This is a genomic window from Nonomuraea sp. NPDC051191 (genome assembly GCF_044455665.1).
Taxonomy (GTDB): Bacteria; Actinomycetota; Actinomycetes; order Streptosporangiales; family Streptosporangiaceae; genus Nonomuraea.
Genome location: NZ_JBITEZ010000007.1, coordinates 490,020 through 514,570 on the forward strand (window position 1 = coordinate 490,020; position 24,551 = coordinate 514,570).

Consider the following 24,551-nt stretch of genomic DNA (forward strand, 5'->3'; position numbering starts at 1 on the left):
GGGCTCAGCACAGGCCGAGCTGGCGGGCGGCGCGCACGGCCAGCCAGACCTCGGCGAACGCCGCGCTGGAGGACAGGTCGCGTCCGCTCAGCGCGGCGAACCTGCGCAGCCGGTAGGCCAGCGTGTTGGGGTGGACGTGCAGCGCGGCCGCCGCGTTCTCGACGTGCCGGTTGCGCTCCATCCAGGTGCGCACCGACAGCAGCAGCCGCGAGTCGTGGGCCTCGTCGTAGGCCAGCACCTCGCCCAGCACGTGGTCGACCAGCGCCGACAGCGTCGAGGGGTCGTCGGGCAGCCAGCGGCCCGTGGTGTCGTCGCCGTAGTGGACCAGCGGTTTGCCCGACTCGGCGGCGTGCGCGGCGGCCCACACGGCCTCGCGCTGGGCGACCCGCAGCGACTCGCCCGGCGGGAACGGGCGGCTCGCCCCCGCGCTCACCCCGGGCACGGCGGCGACCGCCGGCGCCAGGCCGGGCGGCCCCAGCAGGTAGTGGTCGTCGCCGCGCCTGAGCATCAGGTGCGGCAGCTCGCCCACCGCCCTGCGCAGCGCGTCGTCGGGCGCGTGACGCACGACGAGCAGCACCGACCCGGCCTCCAGCGGCAGGCCCATCCGGGCCAGGCGGCGGCGGGCCGCGGGCGGGTCGAGCACGTCCTGGAGCAGCTCGGCCAGCGTCTCGGCGCCCTCTCTGCGCAGGGTCTCGCGCTCGTGCCTGGCCATGGCGACCTGGAGGGCGGCCACGGTGGCGATGTGCTGGACCACGGCCAGCCCGGCGGGCCGCGCGCCCTCGCGCTCGAAGGCCACCAGGAACCCGGCGGGGCCGCCGGGCGCCGGCACCGGCAGCGCGAAGCCGCCCGGGATCGTGGGCGGCGCGTCGGGCTCGGCGGGCAGGACGTCGAGCGAGGGGACCGGCACGCCGGGCAGCAGCGGCCGGCCCTGCGGGGTGCACAGGTAGACGTCGTAGCCGGACAGGCGTTCCAGGCGTTTGAACAACGTGACGGTGTCGAGGTCCTCCGCGGCCAGCCAGCGCAGCGCCCCGAACACCTGGAGCTGGGCGCCCAGCCGGTGGCTGGCGTCCTCCTGCAGCGCCGCCGCCACCTCCTGCGAGACGGCGATGAACGGCACCGCGAGCGGCACCTCCAGCACCGGCATGCCGCGCTCCTCGGCGGCCTCGAAGAACGCCGGATGCAGCGGCGGGACGTGGAGCTGGGCCGACAGGGCGAGCGCCGAGACCCCGGCGTCGTCGAGGCGTTCGAGGTAGGCGCGCTGCCGGGTGGCCGAGCGCGGCAGGCCGATGCCGGTCGTCATGATGACCTCGGCGCCGAGCAGCCAGGGCGTCGGGTCGGCCAGCTCGCTGACGTGCGCCCACGAGACCGAGCGGGACAGCCCGGCCTCGCCGGCGAGCACGCGGAGCTGGAGAGCCGGGGAGCGGAGAAGGTCTTCGACCGTCATCTTGTGGTCAACCACAACACACACCGTATTACTTTGTGGGAGTAACAATTGCCGCAGGTCAGAAGCGTGACGAACACTGACGGACATGCACATCGGTCCCGTTGACTCCTCCCGGGTCCCGCGTTTCGCCGGGCCCGCCACCTTCGCCCGGCTGCCCCGGCTCGACCAGGTCGAGCGGGCGGACGTGGCCGTCGTGGGCGTGCCCTTCGACGCGGGCGTGTCCTACCGTCCTGGCGCCCGGTTCGGGCCCGCCGCCGTACGGGAGGCGTCCCGGCTGCTGCGGCCCTACCACCCGGGGCTGGACGTGTCGCCGTTCGAGCGCGTGCAGGTGGCCGACGCCGGTGACATCGCGGCGAACCCGTTCGACATCGGCGCGGCCGTCGAGACCATCGAGGCCGCGGCCGACGAGCTGGACGCCAAGCTCGTCACCATCGGCGGCGACCACACGATCGCGCTGCCGCTGCTGCGCTCGGCGGCCAAGAAGCACGGTCCCGTGGCGCTGCTGCACTTCGACGCGCACCTCGACACCTGGGACACCTACTTCGGCGCCGAGTACACCCACGGCACCCCCTTCCGGCGCGCGGTCGAGGAGGGCATCCTCGACACCGAGGCGCTGAGCCACGTCGGCATCCGGGGCCCCCTGTACGGCAAGAAGGACCTGGAGGACGACCGGCGGCTCGGGTTCGGCATCCTGACCGCCGCCGACGTGCTCCGCCGCGGCCTGGACGAGGTCATCGACGTGCTGCGGCAGCGCGTCGGCGACCGCCCGCTCTACGTCTCCGTCGACATCGACGTGCTCGACCCCGCTCACGCCCCCGGCACCGGCACGCCGGAGGCCGGCGGGCTCACCAGCCGGGAACTGCTGGAGATCCTCCGCGGTCTGGCCGGCTGCCGCCTGATCGGGGCCGACGTGGTCGAGGTGGCCCCCGCCTACGACCACGCCGAGATCACCTCGGTCGCCGCCTCCCACGTGGCCTACGACCTCGTCAGCCTGCTGGCGATGCAGGAGAAGACATGAGCATCACCGAGATCGAGACCTACGGCGTCGAGCGCATCCCCGACGCCGACCGCACCGCCGGGCCCTTCGACCTGTTCCGGGTCGCCTTCGGGGGCGCGAACACGTTCGCCACCTGCGTGCTCGGGGCCTTCCCCATCCTGTTCGGCCTGTCGTTCTGGCAGGGGCTCGCGGCCACCGTGCTCGGACTGGTGGTCGGGGCGCTGATCCTGGCGCCGCTCTCCCTGTTCGGGCCGCTCAACGGCACCAACAACGCCGTCTCCTCCTCGGCCCACCTGGGCGTGCACGGCCGGGTCGTCGGCTCGTTCCTGTCGCTGCTGACCGCCATCGCGTTCTTCTCGATCTCGGTGTGGTCGTCGGGCGACGCGCTGGTGGGCGGCGCGCACCGGCTCGTCGGCCTGCCCGACACCGACCTGTCCTACGGCGTGGCCTACGCCGTCTTCGCCCTGCTCGTCCTCGTGGTCTGCGTGTACGGCTTCCGCTTCATGCTGTTCGTCAACAAGATCGCGGTGGCGGCGGCGTCGCTGCTGTTCGTCCTCGGGCTGTTCGCCTTCGCCGGGGACTTCGACCCGTCCTATCCGGGGACGCTGGCGGCCGGTGACCCGCTGTTCTGGCCGTCGTTCATCGGGGCGGCGCTGATCGTGCTGTCCAATCCCGTCTCCTTCGGCGCCTTCCTGGGCGACTGGTCCCGGTACATCCCGGCCTCGACCCCCCGCTCCCGCGTGGTGGCGGCGGCCTTCCTGTCGCAGATCGCCACCATCCTGCCGTTCTTCTTCGGGCTGGCCACCGCCTCGATCATCGCCTCCAAGGCCGCCGAGTACGTCGACCCGGCCGCCCCCAACTACGTGGGCGGGCTGCTGGCGATCTCGCCGGCCTGGTACTTCGTCCCGGTCTGCCTGATCGCGCTGATCGGCGGCATGTCCACCGGCACCACCTCCCTGTACGGGACCGGGCTCGACTTCTCCAGCGTGTTCCCGCGCTTCTCCCGGGTGCAGGCGACCGTGTTCATCGGCACCCTGTCGATCGTGTTCATCTTCGTCGGGCGTTTCGCGGCGAACCTGACGGCCAGCATCTCCACGTTCGCCACCCTGATCATCACCTGCACCGCGCCCTGGATGGTGATCATGATGCTCGGCTACGTGACCCGCAGGGGCTGGTACGACCCCGACGCCCTCCAGGTCTTCAACCGGCGCCAGCGCGGCGGCCGGTACTGGTTCACCCACGGCTGGAACTGGCGCGGCCTGACGGCGTGGCTGCTCGCGGCGGCCGTGGCGCTGATGTTCGTCAACCTGCCCGGCCAGTTCGTCGGGCCGCTGGGCGACCTGGCCGGCGGCGTGGACATCTCGCTGCCGCTGGGCCTGGCGGTCGCGGCCGTGCTGTACCTGACGCTGCTCGCGCTCTTCCCCGAACCGCGCGAGGTGTACGGCCCGCAGGGCCCGCGCCTGGTGCGCTCGGCCGACACGCCGATCCTGCCCATCGTGGACGCGGCAGAATCGATGGCGTGATGGAACTCGTCGACCTGTCGGTGCCCGTCGAGACCGGGATGCCCGTCTACCCGGGCGATCCCGAGGTCTCGGTCGCCCCCGCGCTCACCGTCGCCCGCGACGGCGTCAACGTGCTGGGCCTGCACCTCGGCTCCCAGTCGGGCACCCACGTCGACGCGCCCGTCCACATCGACGACGCGTTGCCGGCGCTCGGCGAGCTGCCGCTGTCGCGCTTCGCCGGGCCCGCCGTCGTGGCGGACGCCCGGGGGCTCGCGCCCCGCTCGCCGATCGGGGCCGGGCTCCTGGCCGGCCTGCCCTGGCCCGGCGGCGGTGACGCGCCGATCGTGCTGGTCGCCACCGGCTGGTCGGCCCACTGGGGGAGAGAGACCTACCTGGGCCACCCCTTCCTCGCCGAGGAGGCCGCCACGCTGCTGGTCGAGCGGGGCGTGCGCACGGTCGGCATCGACGCGCTGAGCGTCGACCCGACCCCGGCCGACGACTTCCCCGCCCACCGTGTCCTGTGCGGGGCGCACGCCGTGATCGCGGAGAACCTGACCGGCCTCGACCGGCTGCTCGACGCCCAGGGCGAGGGGAGGCCGATCGAGGTCTGGATGATGCCGCTGCGGCTCGACGGCGCCGACGGCGCTCCCGTACGGGCCGTGGCGCGGATCGGTTAGCGCGTGCCCCAGGAGTACGACTGCTTGCGCAGCTTCAGGTACACGAACGACTCCGTGGCCCGTACGGCGGGGATGGCGCGGATCTTGCTGAGGATCTCCAGCAGGTGCCCGTCGCCCTCGCAGACCACCTCGACGATCACATCGAAGGAGCCCGCCGTGAGCACCACGTAGTCGATCTCCTCGATCGCCGACAGCTCGTCGGCCACCGATTCGAGGTCGCCCTCGCAGTTGACGCCGATCATCGCCTGGCGGGGGAAGCCGAGGGTGAGGGGGTCGGTGACCGCGACGATCTGCATCACCCCGGCGTCCTGCAACCGCTGGACACGCTGACGGACCGCGGCCTCGGAGAGCCCGACGGCCTTGCCGATCGCGGCGTACGGCATGCGCCCGTCGGACTGGAGCTGCTCGATGATCTGCTTGGAGAGATCGTCGAGCACGACGGGCCCGGAACTGGCGTTGGTTCGTCGTACGCGGGGCGGCGTCGTCATGTCAGAGGAATCCTCCTAGCGGTCCGGCGTTACGGGGGCGTTCCCGCTCGGTTGCCGTCCTGGTGCGACATGTTGTCAGTTCTTGGCGGTGTGTCAAGCGAATTCGTAGCAATTTGATATCTTCACCACGAAATCCCTTGTCCAGATGCAACTGCTCTGTAAGAGTCGCGGCATCTCAGCCACCTCAACGAGGAGGTCGTGCATTGACCACCCGTCTGCAGAACTTCATCAACGGTGAGTTCGTGGACGCCCAGAGCGGCCGGTTCTCCGACATCATCGACCCCTGCACGGGAGAGGCCTACGTCCAGGCCCCGATCTCCGGTGTCGAGGACGTCGACGCGGCGTACGCCGCGGCGGCCGCCGCGTTCGAGTCGTGGGGTCGGACCACCCCCGGTGAGCGGGCGAACCTGCTGCTCAAGGTCGCCGACGCGATCGACGCCCGGGCCGACGAGATCAACGAGGCCGAGTGCCTCAACACCGGCAAGCCGCGCGCCCGCATGGCCGAGGACGAGACGCCGGTCGCGGCCGACCACTTCCGCTTCTTCGCCGGCGCCGCGCGCACGCTGGAGGGGCCCACGGCCGGGGAGTTCCTCGCCGAGCACACCAGCGTCATCAGGCACGAGCCCGTCGGCGTCATCGGCCAGGTCACCCCCTGGAACTACCCGATGATGATGGCCGTGTGGAAGATCGCCCCGGCGCTGGCCGCCGGGAACACGATCGTGCTCAAGCCGTCGGACACCACCCCGGCCTCCACGCTCAAGCTGGCCGAGATCGTCGGCTCGGTGCTGCCGCCCGGCGTCTTCAACGTCGTCACCGGCGACCGCGAGACCGGCGCCCTCGTCGTGGGCCACCCGGCCGCCTCCATGGTGGCGATCACCGGGTCGGTCGGCGCGGGCATGGCGGTGGCCAAGAGCGCCGCCGACGACCTCAAGCGGGTGCACCTGGAGCTCGGCGGCAAGGCGCCGGTCGTGGTCTTCGAGGACGTCAAGGACCTCGCCAAGGCCGCCGCCGACATCGCCACCGCCGGTCTCTACAACGCCGGCCAGGACTGCACCGCGGCCTGCCGGGTGCTCGTCCAGGAGAGCGTGCACGACGAGTTCGTGGCCGCGCTGAGCGAGGCCGCCGCCGCCACCGTGACCGGCGACCTGGCCAACGAGGACGCGCTCTACGGCCCGCTGAACAACGAGAACCAGCTCTCCAGGGTCCAGGGCTTCATGGACCGGGTCCCCGGCCACGCCAAGGTGCTCACCGGCGGTCACCGCGTCGGCGACAAGGGCTACTTCTTCGCCCCGACCGTCGTGGACGGCCTCAAGCAGGACGACGAGATGGTGCAGAACGAGGTCTTCGGCCCCGTCATCACCGTCCAGACGTTCACCGACGAGGCCGACGCGCTGGCCAAGGCCAACGACGTCCGGTACGGCCTGTCCGGCTCGGTGTGGACCTCCGACCACGGCCGCGCCATGCGCATGTCGAACCGTCTCGACTTCGGCGTGGTCTGGGTCAACACGCACATCCCGTTCGTCTCGGAGATGCCGCACGGCGGCTTCAAGCACTCCGGGTACGGCAAGGACCTGTCGGTGTTCGGTCTGCACGACTACACCAGGGTCAAGCACGTCATGCACTACATCGGCGAATAAGGACGAGCCTGGACATGACCGAGCTATTCGCGATCCAGCTAGAGGACGTCGTCAAGGAGTACCTCTCGCACGGCGAGGTCGTCCAGGCGGTCAAAGGTGTGTCGCTGGACATCGCCGAGGGGGAGTTCTTCTCCCTCCTCGGCCCGTCCGGATGCGGCAAGACCACGACCATGAGGATGATCGCCGGCTTCGAGGAGCCCACCAAAGGGCTCGTGAGGCTGCACGGCAAGGACGTCACGAACGTCCCGCCGAACAAGCGTGACGTCAACATGGTCTTCCAGTCCTACGCCCTGTTCCCGCACATGAGCGTGTGGGACAACGTGGCGTTCGGCCTGAAGCAGCGCAAGACGCCGCAGGAGGAGATCCAGCGGCGGGTCGGCGAGATGCTGGAGATCGTCGACCTCTCGGGCCGGGAGAAGCGCAGGCCGCGGGAGATGTCCGGCGGCCAGCAGCAGCGCGTGGCCCTGGCCCGCGCCCTGGTCAACCGGCCGCGGGCGCTCCTGCTCGACGAGCCGCTGGGCGCGCTCGACCTCAAGCTGCGCCAGGCCATGCAGATCGAGCTCAAGCGCATCCAGCGCGAGGTCGGCATCACGTTCGTGTACGTGACGCACGACCAGAACGAGGCGCTGACCATGAGCGACAGGATCGCCGTGATGAACGACGGGCTGGTCGAGCAGCTCGCGAGCCCGCGGGAGATCTACGAACGGCCGGCCACCGCGTTCGTGGCGGGTTTCATCGGCACCTCCAACCTGATCAGCGGGACGGTGACCGGCGGGGTGCTGGAGATCGGCGGCGGCCGGGTGCTGGTGCCGGGACGCGAGGGCGACGTGACGGTGACCGTCCGCCCCGAGAAGATCACAATCTGCGCGGACGAGCCGGGGCGCGGGCTGAGCGCCGTCCCCGGGACCGTCACGGAGATGGTCTACCTGGGCACCTCCAACAGCTATGCGGTGCAGCTCGCCGACGGGGCCGAGATGACCGTATTTGAGCAGAACGCGCATGACGCGACGGCGACCGCGGAGCGGGGCGACTCCGTGTGGCTGTCGTGGGAGGCGCAGCACTCTTACGTGATTGGAAGTTGATAGCACCCCATGAACCCCCGCCAGATCACCCCCGCCCTCCTCAGGGGCATGACCCAGCCCCGCACCCGCCGCGACTTCTTCCGTGTCACCGGACTGTCGGCCGCCGGCCTCGCGCTCGCCGCCTGCGGCGTCCAGGGCCAGAAGGCCGCCCCTCCGAAGGCCGACGCCGTCAAGGACTACTGGGCCAAGCAGAGCAAGCACGGCAAGCTCGTCTTCGCCAACTGGCCCGAGTACATGCCCGAGGACCAGGCCCCGCTGAAGAAGTTCACCCAGACCACCGGGATCTCCGTGGAGTACAAGGAGGTCATCCAGGAGAACGCGGAGTTCTTCGGCAAGGCCGACCCCGTGCTCCGCGCCGGTCAGTCGCTCGGCTACGACATCGTCGTGATGACCAACGGCGTGCAGCTCCAGCACATGGTCGAGCTCGGCTACATCGTGCCGCTCGACCACAGCCGGATGCCGAACTTCCTGGCCAACGCCGGTGACAAGTACAAGGAACGCGCCTACGACCCGGGCAACCAGTACACGATGCCCTACTCCTCGGGCGTGACCGGCATCGCGTACAACACCAAGTACGTCAAGGACGGCATCACCAGCATCGAGGCCCTGTTCGACCCCAAGTACAAGGGGCGGGTCGGGATGATGGCCGACGCGCAGGAGATCGGCAACTTCGGCATGTTCGCCCTCGGCGTCGATCCGGAGAAGTCGACCGAGGCGGACTGGAAGAAGGCCGGGGAGAAGCTCAAGCAGCAGCGCGACGCGGGAATCGTCCGGAAATATTACGACCAGAGCTACATCGACGCGGTCTCCAAGGGCGACGTCTGGCTGACCATGGCCTGGTCGGGCGACATCTTCCAGCGGCAGCTCGCCGGCGAGCCGGTCAAGTTCGTGGTGCCCGACGAGGGCGGCACGATCTGGACCGACAACATGCTCATCCCCAAGGGCGCGGCCAACCCCGTGGACGCCCTCACCCTCATGGACTACCTGTACCAGCCCGCGGTGGCCGCCGAACTGGATGAGTTCATCCAGTTCGTCACCCCGATCCCGGCCGTCCAGGACCTGCTGCGCGAGAAGGCCGCGACGGCCAAGGGCGAGGACAAGAAGGCCCTGGAGGACATGGTGGACAGCCCGCTCATGTTCCCCTCGGCGGCCGACTACGCCAAGCTGCGCACGTACACCACCCTGACCACGCAGCAGGAGCAGGTGTTCAACTCCATCTTCCAGTCGATCACCCAGGCATAGCCATGAAACGGCTCACCCCCTACCTGCTCGCCCTGCCGAGCTGGCTGTGGCTGGCGATCTTCCTGGTCGTGCCCATGGTGGCGATGGCGTCGGTCTCGCTCCAGACGGGCAACGCCATCGACGGCTACGCCATGACGTTCAGCTTCTCCAACTACGCCGACGCGCTCGGCAGGTACAGCGACCAGTTGCTGCGCTCGCTCCTGTACGGCGGCCTGGCCACCGTGGCGATGCTGGTGATCGGCTACCCGGTGGCGTACTGGATCGCCTTCAAGGGCGGCAGTCGCAAGTCGGTGTACCTGTTCCTGCTGCTGCTGCCGTTCTTCGTGTCGTTCGTGCTGCGGACGATCTCGTGGAACTTCCTGCTGGCCGACAACGGCATCCTGTTCGGGACGCTGAAGGGCTGGGGTGTGCTGCCCGAGGGCTTCCACGTGCTGGCCACGACCGTGGCCGTGGTGGGCGGGCTCACCTACAACTTCCTGCCGTTCATGATCCTGCCGATCTACGTGGCCCTGGAACGGGTCGACCCGCGGGTGGTCGAGGCGGCCCAGGACCTGTACGCCACCCGAGCCGGGGCCTTCCGCCGGGTGGTGCTGCCGCTGTCGCTGCCGGGCGTCTTCGCCGGGGTGCTGATGACGTTCGTGCCCGCGACGGCCGACCCCGTCAACGCGCAGATCCTCGGCGGCACGGCCAACACCATGATCGGCAACATCATCCAGACCGAGTACCTGACCAACCTCGACTACCCGACCGCCTCGGCGCTGTCGTTCACGCTGATGGCGATCCTGCTGGTGGGCATCTTCATCTACGCTCGCGCGCTCGGCACCGAGAACGTCCTTGAGGCGGCGGCGCGATGAGGGGCGCGCGGGGCAGGTTCGGCGACCGCCTGCTGCACGTCTACACCTGGCTGATCATCCTGTGGCTGTCGTCGCCGATCGCCGTCATGATCCTGTTCGGCTTCAACGACAAGAAGAGCAAGTCGAACACGAGCTGGCAGGGCTTCACCCTCAAGTGGTACGGCGAGCTCTTCGAGATCTCCGACCTGACCACGGCGCTGCGCAACTCGATCGTGATCGCGCTGGTCAGCACCGTGATCACGGTCGTCATCGGGACGATGCTGGGCCTGGCCGTCGGCCGGCACCGCTTCCGCGGCCTCGGCGCCACGAACTTCCTGGTCTTCGCCGCCATCTCCACGCCGGAGCTGGTGATGGGGGCCTCGCTGCTGTCGCTGTTCGTCTCGGGCAACGTGCCGCGCGACGGCAACACGATCATCGTGGCGCACGTGCTGTTCTCGCTCTCCTTCGTCGTGGTGACGGTCAGGGCGCGGGTCATCACGCTCGACCCGTCGCTGGAGGAGGCGGCCAAGGACCTCGGCGCGACCGCGTGGGGCACGTTCCGGCAGGTGACCCTGCCCTCGATCATGCCGGGCGTGCTCGCGGGCGCGATGCTCTCCTTCGCGCTGTCGATCGACGACTACGTGGTGACGAGCTTCGTCAACGGCTCGACCGTCACGTTCCCGCTGTGGATCGTGGGCGCGGTGAAGACCGGCATTCCACCGCAGGTCAACGTGATGGGTACGCTCATCTTCGGGATCGGTGTCCTGATCGCCGTGGCGAACGCGGTGGCCGCCAGACGCCGCGCCTAGGATCTGCTCCAACAGGCTTTCCCCCCGCGATCCGGCGGGGGGATTGGTGTATTCCGACCAAGAACAGGGAGGCGAGATCGGATTTCGGCGGGGGGAACCCGCGCGTGATCACATCACCCCTTTGGATCCCGCAATAAAAACAATGAACAATCTAAGAACTTCGTAGGGAAGTGGGATTTGTGGATCCGCTGAAGGCGCTGGCTGACGCGGAGCGCAAGCCGTACTGGCTGGACAGTCCGGCCAGACCCGAGCCGCGCGCGCGGCTCATCGGAAAGACCGACGCCGACCTGGTCGTCGTCGGCGGAGGCTTCTCGGGGCTGTGGACGGCCCTGATGGCCAAGGAACGTGACCCTTCGCTGGACGTCGTCCTGCTCGAAGGGCGCAGGATCGGCTGGGCGGCGACCGGCCGCAACGGCGGGTTCTGCATGGCGACCCTCACCCATGGCCTGGCCAACGGCCTGGAACGGTGGCCGGAGGACATCGGCCGCCTCGAACGCATGGGCGTGGACAACCTCGACGAGATCGAGCGCACGCTGGAGCGGCACGGCATCGACTGCTCCTTCGAGCGCACCGGCGAGCTGCACGTGGCCACCGAGCCGTGGCAGCTCGACTCGCTGGCCGAACACCTGGACCTGATCTCCGAGCTCGGCCTCGACTACGTGCCGATGGACGAGCGTCAGGTGCGGGCCGAGGTCAACTCGCCGACCTACCTGGGCGGGCTCTGGGAACGCAGCGGCTGCGCCATGCTGGACCCGGCGCGGCTGGCCTGGGGGTTGCGCGAGGCGTGCCTGCGGCTCGGCGTACGGGTCTTCGAGCGCAGCCCGGTGCGTTCGCTGCGCGACGACGGCACGACGATCACCCTGCGGACCCCGTACGGGTCGGTGACGGGCCGGCGGGTGGCGCTGGGCACGGGGGTCTTCCCGCCCCTGTTGCGCAGGCTCAAGCACTTCGTCGTCCCGGTGTACGACTACGCCCTGATGACCGAGCCGCTGACCGCGTCCCAGCTCGCCGAGGTGGGCTGGCACAACCGGCAGGGCGTCGGCGACTCGGGCAACCAGTTCCACTACTACCGGCTCACCGACGACAACCGCATCCTGTGGGGCGGCTATGACGCGGTCTACTACAACGGCGGCCTGGTCAAGCCGGAGTACGAGCAGCGCGACGAGACCTTCGTCAAGCTCGCCGAGCACTTCGCCACCACCTTCCCGCAGCTGTCCCAGGTGCGCTTCACGCACCGCTGGGGCGGCGTGATCGACACCTGCAGCCGCTTCAGCGCCTTCTACGGCACGGCGCACGGCGGCCGGCTGGCCTACGCCGTGGGCTACACCGGCATGGGCGTCGGGGCCACCAGGTTCGGCGCGAACGTGATGCTGGACCTGCTGTCGGGGGAGGCCACCGAGCGGACCGAGCTGCGGATGGTCAAGGAGAAGCCGGTGCCGTTCCCGCCCGAGCCGGTCCGGTCGGGGGTGATCCAGTTCACCCGGTGGTCGATCGCTCAGGCCGACCAGCATCAGGGCAGGCGCAACCTGTGGCTGCGCACGCTCGACAGGATGGGCCTCGGGTTCGACTCCTGATCCGGTGTTCCGAGGGGGCGCCGGGCCCGCGTGCCGCGGGCCTGGCGCACACTTGTGACCATGAGGATCGAGTTCGCCGCCGACGGCGTGCCCCTGGCCGGTGACCTGCGGCTGCCCGAGGGCACGGGCCCCTGGCCGGGTCTGGTGCTCACCGGGCCGTTCACCGGGGTGCGCGACCAGGTCACGGGCCTGTACGCCGAGCGGCTGGCCCGCCGGGGCTACGTGACGCTGGCCTTCGACCACCGCAACTGGGGCGAGTCCGGCGGCGAGCCACGTGGGCACGAGGATCCGCAGGCCAAGCTGAACGACCTGCGGGCGGCGGTGTCGCTGCTGCGGTCGCGCCCCGAGGTGGACGGCGACCTGATCGGGGCCGTCGGCATCTGCCTGGGCGCCGGGTACGCGCTGAAGTTCGCCGCCTTCGACCCGCGCGTACGGGTGTTCGCGGGCATCGCCGGGGCCTACAACAACCCGTACACGATGCGGTCGGGCATGGACTACCAGGAGGCGCTGGCCGGGTTCGCCGGCGTGCTGGAACGGCAGGACCTGGGCGGCCCGGTCGAGTACCTGCCCGCCGTGGCGGAGGACGGCGAGGACGGCGAGGACGGCGGGGCCGCGATGCCGGGCGACGAGCCGTTCGCCTACTACGGCACCGAGCGCGGGGCTTCCTCCTCCTGGCGGAACGCGGTCACGAGGGCCGGTCTGCGCGAGCTGATCACCATGGACAACATGATGGGCGCCGACTTCCTGTCGCCGAAGCCCGCCCTGATCGTGCACGGCGTGATCGACCGGTTCTGCCCGCCGTCAGGGGCCGAGGAGGCGTTCAGGCGGCTCGACGAGCCCAAGAAGCTCGTCTGGGTCGACGCCAAGCAGCACATCGACCTCTACGACCGCGAGCCGTACGTGTCGCAGGCCGTGGACGCGACCGCGGACTTCCTCGCCGAGCACCTCCGGTCGGGCGGCTCCGGAGCCTGACGTCTACGCTGGGGGGTATCGCGCGGAATGGGGGATTCATGCGTGCCATCCAGTTCACCCGCTTCGGCGGCCCGGAGGTGCTCGAAGAGGCCGAGGTGCCCGATCCGGTCGTGGGACCGGGCCAGGTGCTGGTGGACGTCGAGGCCGCGGGGCTGAACTTCGCCGACGTGCGGCAGATCTCCGGCCACTACTCCAGCCCGGACCGCCTGCCGCACATCCCCGGCAGCGAGGTCGTCGGGCGCGACCACCGGGGACGGCGGGTGATGGGCTTCACCGCCAACGGCTACGCCTCCAAGGCCGTCCTGGACGAGGGCGACGTCGTGGTCGTGCCCGACTCGCTGCGGGCCGGCGAGGCGCTGGCGCTGCTCGTCCAGGGGCTCACCGCCTGGCATCTGCTGCGTTCGTCGGCGCGGCTCAGGGAGGGCGAGAGCGTGGTCGTCCACTCCGGCGCGGGCGGCGTGGGCAGCCTGGCCGTGCAGCTGGCCAAGGTGTTCGGCGCCGGACGCGTGATCGCCACCGCCTCCAGCGAGGACAAGCGGTCGCTCGCCCTCGACCTGGGCGCGGACGCCGCCGTGGACGGCGCGGCCGACGGGTACGCCGAGCGCGTCATCGAGGCCAACGGCGACCGGCCGGCGGACGTGGTGCTCGACGCCGTCGGCGGGGCGGTCTTCGACGCGGCGCTGACCGTCCTGGCCCCCTTCGGGCGGCTGGTGAGTTACGGGTCGTCGTCGGGCGAGCAGGCCCGGCCGGTCGATCCCGCGCGGCTGACCGCGGGCAACCTCGCCGTCCTCGGGTTCTGGCTGCGTCCGCTGCGGGGGCGGCGGGAGATGGTCGGGCCCCCGCTGGGCGAGCTGCTCGCGCTGACCGCGGCCGGACGGCTGCGTCCGCTGGTGGGCGGCGAGTACCCGCTGGCGGAGGCGGCCCGGGCCGTGGCGGACCTGGCCGGACGGCGAACTGTCGGAAAAGTGGTGCTCCTGCCCTGACGGGCAGGGTGTGGCCAATGCCGCGACTGGGCAGAGGGTGGTCAAAACCCCCGAGAAGTGATGATCGCGGGGGTTTTGTAGGTGTGGTGGAGATTGCTGGTCGTGGTGGTGGTCTGGGCGTTCGTGACCGGTTGTTCGGCCGAGCGGCTGCCCGGGGTGCCGGGCGTGGTGAAGGTCAGAGCGAAGGTCGACCGATGCGTCCTGAAATTTCGGGACAAGAGGGCCGGGAGGGCGGCCCGCGCCCGGCTTGAGCACGACGTCGAGCAGTACGTCTCCCGACGCCCCGGACGGGTCGCCTACAGCATGCTGGAGCTCACCAGCGGCCTCACCCTGGGCCGCGCCGAGCACCAGCACGACATGATCACCGCCAGCGGCGTCAAGGTGGACATCCTCACGGCGCTCGTGCTCGGCCACGGGACCCTGGGCGAGGAGGAGCGCGACCTCGCCGAGCGCATGATCATCGAGAGCGACAACGGCGCCGCCGACGCGTTGTGGGGCCGGGTCGGCGGCGCGATGGGCGAGTTCTACCGGCGCATGGGCCTGAACGAGACCGTCCCCGGGCCCGGCGTCTTCTGGGGCGGCACCAACACCAGCCCCGCCGACCGCATCCGCCTGCTCCAGGTGCTGGTGAACGGCGGCGAGGGCCTCTCCGACCGCGACCGCGCCCTCGTGCTCGGCCTGATGGGACGGGTGGCCAAGGACCAGTCGTGGGGCGTCAGCGCGGCCGCCCGCCCGGTGGACCGGGTGGCGTTGAAGAACGGCTGGACGCCGCGCCCGTTCACCCACAACACGTGGGCGGTGACCAGCTACGGCCGCGTCGTCGGGCCGGGGCGCGACCTGCTGCTGGCGGTGCAGACCGACGGGCAGCCGGGGGAGGGGGTGGGCATCGAGACCATCGAAGGGGTGGCCAGGATGATCGGCTCCCGGCTCGACGAGCTGTCCCCGACGACGCCCCGGTCCTGCCCGAGGAACCCTGGCGCCTGACGGTGTTCCTCTCGGCCCCTCTCGGCCGTCGCACCCTGCCGGCGGTGAGCAGCCCGATTCCTGCAATAGGATCGGCTCTCGTCACGTTTGACTGAAGTGAACTGATTGACCGCTCGGCGGCCGGCGCGCGCCGGTATCTACCCCGGTCGAAGCCCACCTCCGACGGTGTGCTCCCCCCGGGAGGTCTCCGTCATGATCTGGACGGAGACCCTTGAAGTCCTATCTCGACGTGCTGGCCACCCCCGGAGCCTGGCGGTTCCTGGTGCCCGCGCTGCTGGCCCGCGTGCCGTTCGCGATGACCCAGATGGGCATCCTGCTGCTGGTCCAATGGTCCACCGGCTCCTACGGCGCGGCCGGGATCACCTCCGCCGCCGCCGCCGTCTTCCAGGCTCTCATCGGCCCCCAGACCGGCCGTCTGGCCGACCGGTACGGCCAGGCGCGGGTGCTGCTGCCGCAGGTCGCGGTGCACGCCCTGGCCATGGGCGGCCTGCTGGCCTTCGCCGCCGCGCACGCCCACCTCGCGCTGCTGGTCGCCATGGCAGCCGTCGTCGGCGCGTCCGGACCGCAGGTCGGCTCGATGGTCCGGGCCCGCTGGGCGCACCGGCTCGGCGGCACCGGCAGGCTGAACACGGCGTTCGCGGTCGAGTCGATCACCGACGAGCTGACGTTCACGCTGGCCCCGGTGCTGCTGGTGGGGCTGTCGACGGCGTACTCGCCGGTGGTCGCGCTGCTCGGCGGGCTCGTGCTGATCCTGGTCGGCACGGTGGTCTTCGCCGCCGTCCGGACGGCCGCGCCCGAGCCGGTGCCGGTCCGGATCGCCGCCTCCAAGGGCGTGCTGCGCAGGCGCGGCGTGGCGCTGCTCGCCGCCGCCTTCCTCGCCATGGGGTCGGTCTTCGGCAGCCTCCAGGTCGGCGTCACCTCGCTCACCACCGCCCTGCACGCGCCCGCGTCCGCCGGTCCCGTCTACGGCGTCTTCTCCGGCGCCAGCATGCTCGGCGGCCTGTTGTACGGCGCGGTCCGCTGGCGGCTGCCCGCCCGCGTCCGGCTGGTCGGCGGGCTGGCCCTGCTCGCGGTCGCGACCAGCGCGTTCACGCTCGCCGGCGCGGTCCCCCACCTGTACGTAGCCGCCGCCCTGGCCGGCCTGGTGATCGCCCCCGTGGTGATCACCGGCTACACCCTGGTCGAGGGCCTGGTCGCGGCGGAGGTCCGCACCGAGGCGTTCACCTGGCTGAACGGCGGCATCGCGCTCGGCATCGCGGCCGGGTCGTCGGTCGCCGGGCAGCTCGTGGACCACTTCGGCGCGTCCTGGGCGTTCGTGGTCGCGCCGGTGGCCACCGGGGTGGCCGCGCTGCTCGTGCTGGCCAGGGTCGGCAGCCTGCGCCCGCTGCCCGCCGGGCCCGCGGCGGACGTCCCCGCGCTCAGTGAGGGACCGGCGACTCTTCCTGGATGACCTTCGGCACGCCGCGCAGCCCGGTCAGCGCGAACACCGCGACCACGGCCAGCAGGACCGCCGTGAGCAGCGTCGTCACCTGCATCCCCGCCACGAACGCCTCCCGCGCCGCGCGCATCAGCTGCTCGGCCGCCTGCGGGGGCAGGGCCGCCGCCGTGGCGGTGGCTCCGGCGATCGACTCCCGCGCCGCCTCGCCGGGCACCCCGGCGGGCAGCAGCAGGTTCGCGCGGTAGACGCTGTTGAGCACGGTGCCCAGGACCGCGATGCCCAGCGCGCCGCCCAGCTCGAACGCCGTCTCCGACACCGCGGCCGCCGCCCCCGCCCGCTCCCTGGGCGCGGTGGCCAGGATGTTGTCGTTATTCACGGTGAACGTGAGCCCGACCCCCAGCCCGCCGATCATCATCACGGGCAGCAGGGTGAGATAGTCCACCTCGGTGCCGAGCATGCCGTACCGGACGAACGCGCCGGCGTTCAGCGCCAGGCCGAGCGCGACCACGCCGTTCCTGCCGAGCCGGTTGATCAGCCGGGCCGCGAGCACCCCGCCCACCGCGCCGCTCAGGCCGCCGGGGATCTGCGCCAGCCCGGCCACCAGCGGGGACCAGCCCAGGACGAGCTGCAGGTACCAGGCGAACAGCAGGCTCATGGCCGACAACGCGAAGATCGCCAGCAGGTTCGTGCCCACGGACGCGCTGAACGCCCGCCGCCGGAACAGCCGTACGTCGATCAGCGGCGTGTCCAGCCGCTTCTGCCGCCGGACGAACAGCACCAGGCACGCCACGCCCACCACGGCCGCCCCCAGGACGTCGGCGTGCGCCAGGCCCTGGTGGGCGGCCTCCTTGACCGCGTAGACGGCCGTCACGACACCGGCGAACGACAGCGCCACGCTGAGCCCGTCGATCCGCCCTGCGGTGGGGTTGCGCGACTCCGGCAGCACCAGGAAGCCGCAGACCAGCACCAGCACCATGATCGGCACGTTGAGCAGGAACACCGACCCCCACCAGAAGTGGTCCAGCAGCACGCCCCCGACGACCGGCCCCATTGCGAACCCGGCCGCGCTCATCCCGCTCCAGAGCCCGATGGCCGCGGTCCGCTCGCCCGGGTCGGTGAAGACGTTCCTGACGATCGAGAGCGTGGACGGCATGATCATCGCGCCCGCCACGCCCAGCAGCGTCCTGGCGGCGATCAGCAGCTCGGGGTTCGGGGCGTAGGCGGTCACCAGAGAGGCCGCGCCGAACCCGGCCACGCCGATCAGCAGCAGCCGCTTGCGGCCCACGCGGTCGCCGAGGTTGCCCATGGTGACCAGGAGGCCGGCCAGGGCGAAGCCGTAGATGTCGCCGATCCAGAGCAGTTGCGTCGAGTTCGCACCGAGGTCGGCTACCAGGCGGGGGAGCGCCAGGTGCAGCACGGTGAGATCGACCGAGAGCAACAGTGTCGCAAGGCAGGCTATGGCCAGACAGGCCCATTTGCGCGTCATGCCGTCCACGGTGGCCGGGGCGGCTGACGGCCCGCCTACCGTCCGCTGACCGCCCTGTCGAGGGCGGCGTCGATGCGGTTGCGGATGTCCTCGGTGCTGTACCAGTCGTCGGGGCACTCCGCGCGGGCCTGGGCCAGCAGGGACAGCGCGAGGCCGCGCTCGCCGGCGGACAGCGCCACCTCGGCCAGCCCGAGGTCCGCCCAGGCCAGCACGTCCATGGAGCCCACCCGGCGGGCCAGCTCGGCCGCCTCCTCGTAGTCGGCCCGCCCGCCCAGCGGCTCGCCCATGCCGAGCAGCGCGTCGCCGCGCCGGCACAGGGCCTCGGCCATCTCCGCCCGCGCGTCGAGCTCGCGGGCCAGCGTCAGCGCCTCGTCCGACAGCGCGTACGAGGCCGCGTAGTCCCCCCGCTCGGAGGCCAGCGCGCCGAGCCCCGACAGCACCAGGATCGTCCCCCAGCGCTCGCCGATCGCGCGGAAGGCGGCCAGTGCGCGCCGGAAGGCGGCCAGCGACTCCTCGGCCCGGCCCAGGATCTGCAGCACGAACCCCATGCCGCAGTACGACAACGCCCGCTGCCAGGGCGGCAGGCCCTCGGTGAAGGCCCGCAGCTCGTGGTAGATCGTCTCGACGTCGCCCGGCGGCCCGGTGAACATCGACCGCATCATCATCAGGAACTCCACCCGCTCCGGCAGGTGGGTGATCGGCAGCAGCCCGCGCACCTCGGCCAGCCGCTCGCGCAGGTCGTCGTCGGCCACGCCCGTCCAGGCCGTGACGAGCACGCACATGACGTACTCCTCCTCCATGCCGGCGGGGCGGGCGTCGCCGATCGCGGCCAGCAGCCCGGCGGCCAGGCCGGCGACGGCGCCGCGGTGGCCGCGCATCCACCAGTAGCAGGTGCCGTGCGCCAGCAGCCGCAGGCCGGTCGCCAGCTGCCCGGACTCGGTCGTCCAGCGCACGGCGGCCTCGACGTCGTCGCTCTCCTCGTCCAGGCGGGCCAGCCAGTCGAGCTGGGCGGCGGTGCGCAGCAGCGGGTCGGCGGTCAGCACCAGGTCGAGGTAGTAGGCGGTGTGGGCGTCCCTGATCGCGGCGGTCTCGCCTGACTCGGCCAGGCGTTCGGCGCAGAACGCCCTGATCGTGTCGAGCATGCGGTAACGGCCGCCGACGTGCTCCACCAGCGACTTCTCCGCCAGCGAGAACAGCACCTCCTCCGGTGCCCCGCACACCCGCTCGGCCGCCTCGGGCGTGGCGCCGCCCACGAAGACGCTCAGCCGGCCGGCCAGGCGCTGCTCGGCGTCGTCCAGCAGGTCCCAGCTCCACGCGACGACCGCGCGGAGCGTCTGGTGCCGGGGCAGCGCCGTACGGCTGCCGCGGGTCAGCAGCCGGAACCGGTCGTCCAGGCGGGCCGCCACGTCGGCGACCGACAGCGTACGGAGGCGCGCGGCGGCCAGCTCGATGGCCAGCGGCAGCCCGTCGAGCGCCCGGCAGATGCGCACCACGTCCGCGGCGTTGCCGCCGTCCACGCCGAACCCGGGACGCACGGCGGCGGCGCGGTCGGCGAACAGCCGGACGGCCGCGTACGCCAGCGGGTCGTCCGGCTCGGGCGGCGGCAGGCGCAGCGGGGACACCGGCAGGATCGACTCCCCGGTGATGCCCAGCGCCTCCCGGCTGGTGGTCAGCACCCGCAGCCCGGGGCAACCGGCCAGCAGCGCGTCGGCGAGCTCGGCCACGGCGGCGACCAGATGCTCGCAGTTGTCCAGGACGAGCAGCAGGTCGCGCTCGGCCAGCGCGGTGAGCAGCCGGGTGACCGGGTCGATCGCCGGGCGCTGGGGCGTGTGCCGCAGGGCGTCGCGGATGTCGAGCGCGACCAGCACCGCGCCGGGCACGCCGGTCGCGCCGGCCGCGCCGGTCACGTGGGCGAGGGGCACGAAGCACACGTCGCCCGGTTCCTGGGCGGCCGCCTCCTGGGCGAGCCTGGTCTTGCCCGCGCCGCCGGGGCCGATCAGCGTGACGAGCCGGTTGTCCCGCAGCCGCGCGCCGAGCTGCGCCAGCTCCTCCGCCCGCCCCACGAAGCTGGTGAGCTGCGCCCGCAACCCCCGCTTGAGCCCTCCGGCCGGCGGCGCGGAAGGCCCGCCGGGCACCGCGGCCACGGGCGTGACAGCGGGCGCGCCGGCGGGGTCGAGTGACGGGTCGGCGCGGAGGACGGCGAGATGGGCGGCGGTCAGCTCGACGCCCGGCTCGATGCCCAGCTCCCGGTCGAGCAGCCGTCGCGCCTCGTCGTAGACGGCCAGCGCCTCGGCCTGGCGGCCACTGCCGTACAGGGCGCGCATGAGCTGGGCGCGCAGGCGCTCGCGCAGCGGATGGGCGGCGGTGAGCCGGCGCAGCTCGGCGACCAGGTCGCGGTGCCGCCCGAGCTCCAGGTCGGCCTGGAGCCGGTCCTCGGTGGCCGCCAGCCGCAGCTCCTCCAGCCCGGCCGCGGCCGACACGGCGTGCGGCGCGTCGGCGAGCGGCACGCCCCGCCAGAGCTCCAGCGCCGCGCCCAGCAGCGCCGCCGCCCGCCGGGCGTCCCCATCGGCCAGCGACCGCCGTCCGTCCCGGGCCAGCAGCTCGAAGCGGCGCGCGTCCACGTCCTGGGGGTCGGCGACCAGCCGGTAGCCCGCCGGGTGGAACTCGACCAGGTCCCGGCCGAGCGCCCGGCGCAGCCTGGAGACCTGGGACTGCAGCGCGTTGGCCACGCCGTCCGGCGGGTGGGGGCCGTACAGGCCGTCCACGAGCTGGCCGGCGCCGACGACGCGGCCCGCGTTCAGGGCCAGCAGGGTGAGCAGGGCGCGCACCCGGGGCCCGCCGAGCGCCACGGGCGCGCCGTCCTCGTCCAGCACGCTGGTGGGTCCGAGGATCTCGAAGCGCATGTCTCGATTATCGGGCCTGGGGGAGGAGTGCGGCGATTTCTCCGTACGTCGGCAGCTTGGGGGCGTCCTTGCCCTGCGCGCCCAGCACGGCGGCCAGAGCGCCCTGGAGCGCGGCCCGGTAGAGCAGCGACCCGGTGCTCACCCGCGCCACCCCCGCCTCGGCGAGCCGGTCGAGCGTGGGCCCGCCCGGCTGGTAGAGCACGTTCAGCGGCAGCCGCGTACGCGCGACGACCTCGGCGATCTCCGCCAGGTCGGACAGGCCGGGGACGAAGATGCCGTCGGCGTGCTCGTAGGCGTCCACCCGCTCGCGCCAGTCGCCGGTGCCGAGCCAGTGGGTGTCGGTGCGGGCGTTGACGAACACGCCGTGGCCCTTGGCGGCCTCGATGATCCGCCGGTGCAGCTCGACCGGGCGCAGGGTGCCGTCGGGACGGCCGTCCTCCAGGTTCACGCCCGCCACCCCGAGCGCGGCCAGGCTCGCCACCAGGGCCGACACCTCGTCCGGGTCGTCGCTGAACCCGCCCTCGATGTCCACCGTGACCAGGACGTCCAGGTCCTTGACCGTCTCGGCCAGCTCGATCGTCTCGGCCCTGGTCGCGCCGGCGGCGTCCGGCTTGCCGTGCACGGCGGACACGCCGAGGCTGGTGGTGCCGATCGCGGGGAAGCCGTGCGCGGCGAGGATCGCGGCCGAGCCGTAGTCCCAGGCGTTGGGCAGCAGCAGCGGGTCGCCCGGCCGGTGCAGGTCGTGGAAGTTCATCGGCCGGTCCCTTCGAGGAGCGCGTCGAGCACGCCGGCGGCCAGCGCGAGGGCGTGGGCGGGAGCGGGGCACGGACGCGGGCCGTCCCCGAACGTCAGATGGGGGGCGGGGCCCCGGGAGGCGTCGAAGCGGCCGGGATCGGCGAACACCTCGGGATCGCGGTTGGCCGCGACCAGGTCGATCGTGACCTCCTGGCCGGTGCGGGTGTCGAGCCTGCGGCTGGCCTTCAGCGGCGGGTCCTGCCTGAGCGTCTCGTGCAGCACCGCCTCGGGGTCGTCGCCCGGCACGGCGTGGGCGAGCGCGTTCTCGATGAGCGCCTCGGTGGCGGCGTGGCCCTGGAGCAGCAGGGTGACGGCCGGCAGGTCGGTCAGCCCGAGCAGTTCGGCGACGGCGGCGTCGGCCTGCGGGCTTCCCTCGCCCGACAGGTAACCGCTCGCGGCCGCGGGCACGGCCGAGGTGTCCGGCACGCCGAGCGCGGCCCCCAGCACGGCCGTCGGCACGCCACGCCAGTCGCCGCCGCGGTCCTCGGTCGCGGCCCTGGCAGCCGTCCTCAGCGCGGGCGGGTCCAGGGCGGACAGGCGCTCGACGACCAGGCGGCGGCGTTCGGCGTGCGTCTCGCCGGTGCTGAAGCGCGAGACGTGGGCCCGCAGCCAGGCGAGCGTCCCGGGCTCGCCGTCCTGCGGGACGGGCGGCGGCACGTACCGGCTGTCGGAGAGCACCGCACGGGCTTCGGCGTGGTGGGTGATGAGCATGGGTCCACGCTAGGACGCGGACCGTTCGACGGGGGACGAAGTATGGACGCGTCCCCGGTGTCCCCGCTGTCCCGGTTTCCGGTCACGCCGCCAGCCGCTGCCGGCTCTCGGGCTGCGCGGGCGCCCCCGTGGCCCGCGTGCCCTCGATCCGTACGGCCGCGCGGCCCGGTGCGCTTGCCAGCGCCATCGACACGACGAGCACGATCTCGGCCAGTACCACACCCCGTTCGAGCAGCCCGTAGTAGGCGCCGCCGCCGATCAGCGAGGAGGTGAAGGCGGCCGGGTGCGCCGCCAGGTACGCGCCCAGCGTCAGCCCCGAGGTCACGCTCAGGGCCTTGACCGCGCTCCAGCGCACGGCCGCCGTCCGCCCCCTGGCCAGCGACCAGCCGGCGACCGGCAGCGCGGTGAAGACCACGGCCGCCGACCAGCGGTGGATCTCGCCGGTCAGAGTGCTGATGTCCGACATGCCGGGATCGGTGGGGAAGAGTGCGCTCAGCATCAGCCCGGCCGCCCCCGCCAGCAGCAGCACGCGGGTGGCGGCGGTCCGTCCAGGCTCCCGGGCGGCCAGCCCGTACGCCAGCGACAGGCAGGCCACGGCCAGCGCGAGCGTCCCGACCAGCACGGGCAGCATGCCGCCGGGGACGAGCGCGTAGTCGCTGATCAGCGGCTGCGCGGGCAGGACGGCCTGCGCGTAGCCGAGGGCGGCCACCGCCGTCACCGCTCCGGCGACCGGAGCGAGCACGGTGCGCCAGGTCATCGGGTCACCTCGTCGTAGATCTGCTCGAAGCGGGCCAGCGACGTCTGGTCGTCGTGGGTGAGCGCCAGCGCCCGGCTGGCGTTGCCCAGGCGGGCGCGCAGGTCGTCGTCGGTGAGGATCGCGGTCAGGTGCCTGGCCAGCGAGACGACGTCGCCCGGCTGGTAGAGGTAGCCGTTGCCGTCCACCAGGTGCGGCAGCGCCATCGCGTCGGCGGCCACGACGGGCAGGCCGGACGCCATGGCCTCCAGCGTGGCGATGCTCTGCAGCTCGGCGACGCCCGGCATGCCGAACACGTCGGCGGCGGCGAACGCCTGCGGCATGCTCTCGTCGGGCACGAACCCGACGAAGAACACCCGGTCGCCCACCCCGATGCGCTTGGCCAGCTTCTCCAGCTCCATCCGCTGGTTGCCGCGGCCCACGAACGCCACCTGCGCGTCGGTCTCGTTGAGCACGAGAGGCAGGGCGCGGATCAGCTCGTCGAGGTGCTTCTCCTCGTCCAGGCGGCCCACGAACAGGACGGTCGGCCGGTCGGGCAGCGCGAACCGCCGGCGCGCCCACGACTTGGGCTCGGCGTGCGGGTGGAACCTGGCCAGGTCGATGCCGCACGAGACGGCCTCGACGTCGCGGGAGAAGCCCTGGTCGGCCAGGAGCTTGGCGGCCAGCGGGGTCGGCGTCGTGATGTGGTCGGCCCGCTTGAAGATCCGGCTGAAGTCGCGCCAGGCCAGCCGGCCCGCCCTGGTCCGCAGCGCCTCGGGGACGTGCCCGAACTGGAAGAGGTTGTCGGGCATGAAGTGGTTCGTGGCCACGACCGGCACGCCGCGGCGGCGGGCGGCGGCGATGGCGGCCCGGCCGACCACGAAGTGGCCCTGGGTGTGCAGCACGTCCGGGTCGATGTCGGCGACCAGCCGGTCGAGCCTGGTCGGCACGGTGACCCGCATGGTCGGGTGCACCAGCAGCGGGGCCGAGCGCAGCCGGTGGACGATCACGCCGTCCACCACGTCGGCGCTGGCCGGGCCGGCCTCCGACTGGCACACCACGTGCACCTCGTTGCCGCGCGCGGCCAGGCCGGTGGCCAGCCGGTGGGTGAAGTAGGCGGCGCCGTTGACGTCGGGGGGATAGGTGTCGGTCGAGATCAGGACGCGGCGGGGACGTTCGGGGGCGGGGGCGAGGTGAGCGTGGTCGGTGACGTTGTGCAGGGGCATGGCCATGACGGTGACTCCGCTTTCACAAGGGGGGA

Annotated in this window: 21 protein-coding genes; 13 read left to right on the forward strand and 8 right to left on the reverse strand. The window is 72.2% G+C overall.

The features are described 5' to 3' along the window. Positions 1-4: 4 nt before the first annotated feature. On the reverse strand, positions 5-1,459 hold the full coding sequence (locus ACIA8R_RS23190) for a PucR family transcriptional regulator (protein WP_397040260.1): 1,455 nt from the start codon (positions 1,457-1,459) through the stop codon (positions 5-7). 70 nt (positions 1,460-1,529) lie between these two features. Here ACIA8R_RS23190 and speB point away from each other — a divergent pair, with 70 nt between their 5' ends. Genes speB through ACIA8R_RS23205 form a run of 3 tightly spaced genes read left to right on the forward strand, consistent with a single transcriptional unit; the run spans position 1,530 to position 4,620 of the window. Next, positions 1,530-2,462, forward strand: coding sequence for an agmatinase (speB, locus tag ACIA8R_RS23195; RefSeq protein WP_357707171.1), 933 nt, complete (start codon positions 1,530-1,532; stop codon positions 2,460-2,462). Then, on the forward strand, positions 2,459-3,964 hold the full coding sequence (locus ACIA8R_RS23200; RefSeq protein WP_364099755.1) for a cytosine permease: 1,506 nt from the start codon (positions 2,459-2,461) through the stop codon (positions 3,962-3,964). Before speB ends, ACIA8R_RS23200 begins: the two co-directional genes overlap by 4 nt. Next, positions 3,964-4,620 carry a cyclase family protein gene (locus ACIA8R_RS23205; protein WP_397040319.1) on the forward strand — a complete coding sequence of 219 codons (657 nt, stop codon included), beginning with the start codon at positions 3,964-3,966 and terminating at the stop codon, positions 4,618-4,620. The genes ACIA8R_RS23200 and ACIA8R_RS23205 overlap by 1 nt, the downstream gene beginning before the upstream one ends. Here ACIA8R_RS23205 and ACIA8R_RS23210 read toward each other — a convergent pair. Continuing rightward, positions 4,617-5,108, reverse strand: coding sequence for an Lrp/AsnC family transcriptional regulator (locus ACIA8R_RS23210; protein ID WP_125631294.1), 492 nt, complete (start codon positions 5,106-5,108; stop codon positions 4,617-4,619). The two genes, ACIA8R_RS23205 and ACIA8R_RS23210, sit on opposite strands and share 4 nt — an antisense overlap. A 203-nt stretch (positions 5,109-5,311) precedes the next feature. On the opposite strand from ACIA8R_RS23210, the gene ACIA8R_RS23215 reads away from it, so the two are divergent. The 10 genes from ACIA8R_RS23215 to ACIA8R_RS23260 all read left to right on the forward strand — a co-directional run bounded on the left by ACIA8R_RS23215 (position 5,312) and on the right by ACIA8R_RS23260 (position 16,674). Next, positions 5,312-6,745, forward strand: coding sequence for a gamma-aminobutyraldehyde dehydrogenase (locus ACIA8R_RS23215; protein WP_357707173.1), 1,434 nt, complete (start codon positions 5,312-5,314; stop codon positions 6,743-6,745). Positions 6,746-6,759: 14 nt separating this feature from the next. Next, positions 6,760-7,827, forward strand: coding sequence for an ABC transporter ATP-binding protein (locus tag ACIA8R_RS23220; protein WP_364099751.1), 1,068 nt, complete (start codon positions 6,760-6,762; stop codon positions 7,825-7,827). Positions 7,828-7,836: 9 nt separating this feature from the next. Then, complete coding sequence (locus ACIA8R_RS23225; RefSeq protein ID WP_397040263.1) at positions 7,837-9,069, forward strand: spermidine/putrescine ABC transporter substrate-binding protein; 1,233 nt, start codon at positions 7,837-7,839, stop codon at positions 9,067-9,069. A gap of 2 nt (positions 9,070-9,071) precedes the next feature. Continuing rightward, a complete protein-coding gene (locus ACIA8R_RS23230) occupies positions 9,072-9,923 on the forward strand; it encodes an ABC transporter permease (protein WP_364099747.1) in 852 nt (283 codons plus the stop codon). Then, on the forward strand, positions 9,920-10,711 hold the full coding sequence (locus ACIA8R_RS23235) for an ABC transporter permease (RefSeq protein ID WP_357707177.1): 792 nt from the start codon (positions 9,920-9,922) through the stop codon (positions 10,709-10,711). The genes ACIA8R_RS23230 and ACIA8R_RS23235 overlap by 4 nt, the downstream gene beginning before the upstream one ends. Before the next feature lie 179 nt (positions 10,712-10,890). Further along, positions 10,891-12,285, forward strand: coding sequence for an FAD-dependent oxidoreductase (locus ACIA8R_RS23240; RefSeq protein WP_357707178.1), 1,395 nt, complete (start codon positions 10,891-10,893; stop codon positions 12,283-12,285). Positions 12,286-12,345: 60 nt separating this feature from the next. After that, positions 12,346-13,257 carry an alpha/beta hydrolase gene (locus tag ACIA8R_RS23245; protein WP_397040265.1) on the forward strand — a complete coding sequence of 304 codons (912 nt, stop codon included), beginning with the start codon at positions 12,346-12,348 and terminating at the stop codon, positions 13,255-13,257. A 38-nt stretch (positions 13,258-13,295) separates the two neighbouring features. Continuing rightward, the gene (locus tag ACIA8R_RS23250) at positions 13,296-14,240 is read left to right on the forward strand and encodes a zinc-binding dehydrogenase (protein ID WP_357707180.1); all 945 of its coding nucleotides are present in this window, start codon (positions 13,296-13,298) and stop codon (positions 14,238-14,240) included. A gap of 81 nt (positions 14,241-14,321) precedes the next feature. Further along, positions 14,322-15,224 (forward strand): serine hydrolase, encoded by a 903-nt coding sequence (locus tag ACIA8R_RS23255; RefSeq protein WP_397040267.1) that lies wholly within the window; start codon positions 14,322-14,324, stop codon positions 15,222-15,224. Positions 15,225-15,435: 211 nt separating this feature from the next. Beyond that, positions 15,436-16,674 carry an MFS transporter gene (locus ACIA8R_RS23260; RefSeq protein WP_357707183.1) on the forward strand — a complete coding sequence of 413 codons (1,239 nt, stop codon included), beginning with the start codon at positions 15,436-15,438 and terminating at the stop codon, positions 16,672-16,674. On the opposite strand, the gene ACIA8R_RS23265 is transcribed toward ACIA8R_RS23260, so the two are convergent. The 6 genes from ACIA8R_RS23265 to ACIA8R_RS23290 form a co-directional block, all read right to left on the reverse strand. Then, positions 16,643-18,148 carry an MFS transporter gene (locus tag ACIA8R_RS23265; protein WP_364099734.1) on the reverse strand — a complete coding sequence of 502 codons (1,506 nt, stop codon included), beginning with the start codon at positions 18,146-18,148 and terminating at the stop codon, positions 16,643-16,645. The two genes, ACIA8R_RS23260 and ACIA8R_RS23265, sit on opposite strands and share 32 nt — an antisense overlap. 35 nt (positions 18,149-18,183) lie before the next feature. After that, the gene (locus ACIA8R_RS23270; protein ID WP_397040270.1) at positions 18,184-21,051 is read right to left on the reverse strand and encodes an AfsR/SARP family transcriptional regulator; all 2,868 of its coding nucleotides are present in this window, start codon (positions 21,049-21,051) and stop codon (positions 18,184-18,186) included. 7 nt (positions 21,052-21,058) lie between these two features. After that, the gene (locus ACIA8R_RS23275; protein ID WP_397040272.1) at positions 21,059-21,805 is read right to left on the reverse strand and encodes an isocitrate lyase/phosphoenolpyruvate mutase family protein; all 747 of its coding nucleotides are present in this window, start codon (positions 21,803-21,805) and stop codon (positions 21,059-21,061) included. Further along, the gene (locus ACIA8R_RS23280) at positions 21,802-22,557 is read right to left on the reverse strand and encodes a cytochrome P450 (RefSeq protein WP_397040274.1); all 756 of its coding nucleotides are present in this window, start codon (positions 22,555-22,557) and stop codon (positions 21,802-21,804) included. Before ACIA8R_RS23280 ends, ACIA8R_RS23275 begins: the two co-directional genes overlap by 4 nt. Before the next feature lie 82 nt (positions 22,558-22,639). Then, positions 22,640-23,314: a DUF998 domain-containing protein gene (locus tag ACIA8R_RS23285; protein WP_357707190.1), complete on the reverse strand. Its 675-nt coding sequence runs from the start codon at positions 23,312-23,314 to the stop codon at positions 22,640-22,642. Next, positions 23,311-24,522, reverse strand: coding sequence for a glycosyltransferase (locus tag ACIA8R_RS23290; protein ID WP_397040276.1), 1,212 nt, complete (start codon positions 24,520-24,522; stop codon positions 23,311-23,313). Before ACIA8R_RS23290 ends, ACIA8R_RS23285 begins: the two co-directional genes overlap by 4 nt. Positions 24,523-24,551: the final 29 nt, after the last annotated feature.